Raw genomic sequence first — 2952 nt, 5'->3', positions numbered from 1 at the left:
CAGTGCCGGCAGCGGATCTCCTTCACCGCGGAGGTAGGCCGTGTACAGCTGGCGAACCTCGTCCACCAGCACCCCGATGGACCAGCCGTCCGAGACGATGTGGTGCATCGTCACCAGCAGCACATGCTCACAGGCCCCCAGGCGCAGCAGGCAGGCTCGCACCAGCGGCCCATGCTCCAGATCAAAGGGACGGCCCGTCTCCAGCATGGCGGCCTCATGCAGCGCCGCCTCCACATCCGCCTGGCCGCTCAGGTCCTGCACCGGCAGCGCCAGCCCCATGGGGGCATCGATCACCTGCACAGGCTCGCCGTCCACCTGAACGAACCTCGTGCGCAGCGCCTCGTGGCGCTCCACGATGCGGCCCAGCGCTCGCTCCAGCGAGGCCGAATCCAGTTCCCCGCGAAGACGAACGGCGACCTGCACATGGTAGGCAGGGCCGCCCTCCCCAAGCTGCTCCAGGAACCACAGGCGCCATTGCGCCAGCGAGAGCGGCAGCCTGCCGCTCCTCGGGATGTGGTCGATGGGCGCGACCTCTTCGAGCACGACTCGCCTGGCCAGATTGGCCTTGGCGCGCTCCAGCAACTCACGTCGCTGCTGCAGGCTCAGCTTGGAAAGGGAAGGACCGGAAGTCGGCAGCTCAATAGTCATGGTCGTCACCTGCTGGGCGAATCGTTTTGCATCAGCGCTGCCAGCTCCTGCGGATCGAACTGCAGCAGCTGTGCGTCAAGCACCCGCTCCTCGAGCTGGGCAATCGTGGGATGTGAGAAGAGGTCTTGCAGATCCAGCACCAGGCCGAACTCGTCCTTGATGCGAGAGGCCAGTTGCACCGCCATCAGCGAATGCCCGCCGAGCTCGAAGAAGTTGTCGTGGCGGCCCACGCGCTCGATCTGCAGCAGCTCGGCCCAGATGGCCGCCAGTGCGGTCTCCACCTCGCCCTGCGGTGCCTCGTAGCCCCGCGCTGCATAGTCCGAATCGGCCGGCGCCGGCAGCGCCTTGCGGTCCACCTTGCCATTGGGCGTCAGCGGCAGTGCCGCCAGTTGCACATACGCCGCGGGCAGCATGTAGCCCGGCAGCAGCTCGGCGGCCTGCGCACGCAGCTGCTCGGCGCTGGCCGTGCCCGTGTAGTACGCCACCAGGCGCTGCTCGCCGGGCTGGTCCGCACGGGCCAGCACCACCACATCACCCGCTTCCTCCGCACCCAGCGCGGCCAGCTTGGCCTCGATCTCCCCCAGCTCGATCCGGAAGCCCCGGATCTTCACCTGGAAGTCATTGCGCCCCAGGTACTCGATGGTCCCGTCCGCCAGCCAGCGGCCCAGGTCCCCGGTCTTGTACATGCGGGCACCAGCCTCCTCGCTGAAGGGGTCCGCCACGAAGCGTTCCTCGGTCAGCTGCGGCTGGTTCAGATAGCCGCGTGCCACCCCGGCACCGCCGATGTGCAGCTCCCCGGCCACCCCGATGGGCACCGGCTGCCCTGCCGCGTCCAGGATGTAGACCTGCGTGTTCGCGATGGGCCGCCCGATGTGCGGCGTGCCCTCACCGGGCTGCAGCAGCCCCGAGGTCGCCACCACCGTGCTTTCCGTAGGACCGTAGTTGTTCACCAGCTGCTGCCCCGTCGGCAGTCCCTGCGGCCAGCGCCGCAGCCGGTCGCCCCCGGTCAGCAGGGTGCGCAGCGTCGGGTGATGCTGGCCGCTGGACTCGGCCAGCTCCACCAGCGGCGTCACCAGGAAGCTCTGGTCCAGCACCTGGGCGCGCCACCACGCCAGCAGCGCCTGCGGATCGCCCGCCGTCTGGCGCGGCGCCAGCACCAGCGTCGCCCCGCTGCACAGCCCCGGCCACAGCTCCCAGGCGCTGGCATCGAAGCCCACCCCGGCCGTCAGCGCGCTGCGGCTGCCCGGCTTCAGTCCGAAGCTCCCGGCATGCCAGGCCACCAGGTTGTGCAGGCTGCGGTGCTCCACCATCACCCCCTTGGGCGTGCCCGTGGAGCCCGAGGTGTAGATCACATAGGCCAGGTGATGCGCACGCAGCTCTGCGCGGGACAGGTCCTGTGCGCTCTGACTCTGCCATTGCCCCGCATCCCCCAGCAGGTCCAGCACCGGCACGTGGTCGCTGTCTCGCGCCACCGCGATGCACAACTGCGCCTGCAGCTGCGCACCGATGTCCGCATGCGTGAGCACCACCGTGGGCGCGCTGTCGTGCAGCATGAAGGACAGGCGCTCCACCGGCTGCGCCGGGTCCAGCGGCACATACGCCCCACCGGCCTTGAGCACCGCCAGCTGCGCCACCACCATCGCCAGGCTGCGCCCTGTGCAGACCGCCACCCGCGCATCCGGCCCCACCCCCAGCTGCCTGAGCTGGCGTGCCAGGCGGTTCGCCTGCTCATTGAGCTGCCCATAGCTGCAGGCCTGCCCTTCGTACTCCACCGCCACCGCCTGCGGCTGGCGCCTCGCCTGGGCCTCGATCAGCTCGTGCACGCAGGCTTCGCGCTCGTAGGCGCTGGCCGTCGCGTTGAACTGCTCCAGAACCTGGCGGCGCTCGGCCTCGGGCAGCACGTCCAGCTGCTGCAGCAGCGCGTCCAGCGGCGCCTGCAGCAGGCGCTCCAGCGCCATGTGCATGAAGGCGCACACACGCCCGGCCCCCACGCCGGCCTGCACGTGCACGGTCAGCTGGAAGTCCTCGCCCAGGTCGTCCACCGACAGGCTCAAGGGGTAGTTGGTGCGCTCATGGCCGCCCAGCCCCTGGATCTCGCCTTCCGGATCAACTTCCTCATCCCCGCCATGGGTGTAGCGGTAGTTCAGCAGCGAGCTGAACAGCGGCGTCTGGGCCGGCACGGCGCTGCAGCGCTGCGCCAGCGCCAGCGGCGCGTGCTCATGCCTGAGCAGCTGCGCCAGCAGCTGGTGCACCTGGCGCAGCCCTTCGTCCAGGCGCTGCGCCCCCACGCTCAGCCGCAGCGGC

General features: G+C 70.0%; 2 protein-coding genes. Both read right to left on the bottom strand.

Going from position 1 to position 2952, the window contains the following annotated elements:
• Positions 1 to 648: condensation domain-containing protein (locus O9Y01_RS23090; RefSeq protein ID WP_269634002.1), on the bottom strand; the 648-nt coding region annotated here is incomplete at its 3' end.
• 5 nt (positions 649 to 653) lie between these two features.
• Positions 654 to 2952: non-ribosomal peptide synthetase (locus O9Y01_RS23085; RefSeq protein WP_269634001.1), on the bottom strand; the 2299-nt coding region annotated here is incomplete at its 5' end.

Source organism: Pelomonas sp. BJYL3, from assembly GCF_027257975.1.
In the GTDB taxonomy this organism is placed as follows: Bacteria; Pseudomonadota; Gammaproteobacteria; order Burkholderiales; family Burkholderiaceae_C; genus Roseateles_B; species Roseateles_B flavus.
This window is presented reverse-complemented; position numbering and strand designations above follow the sequence as displayed.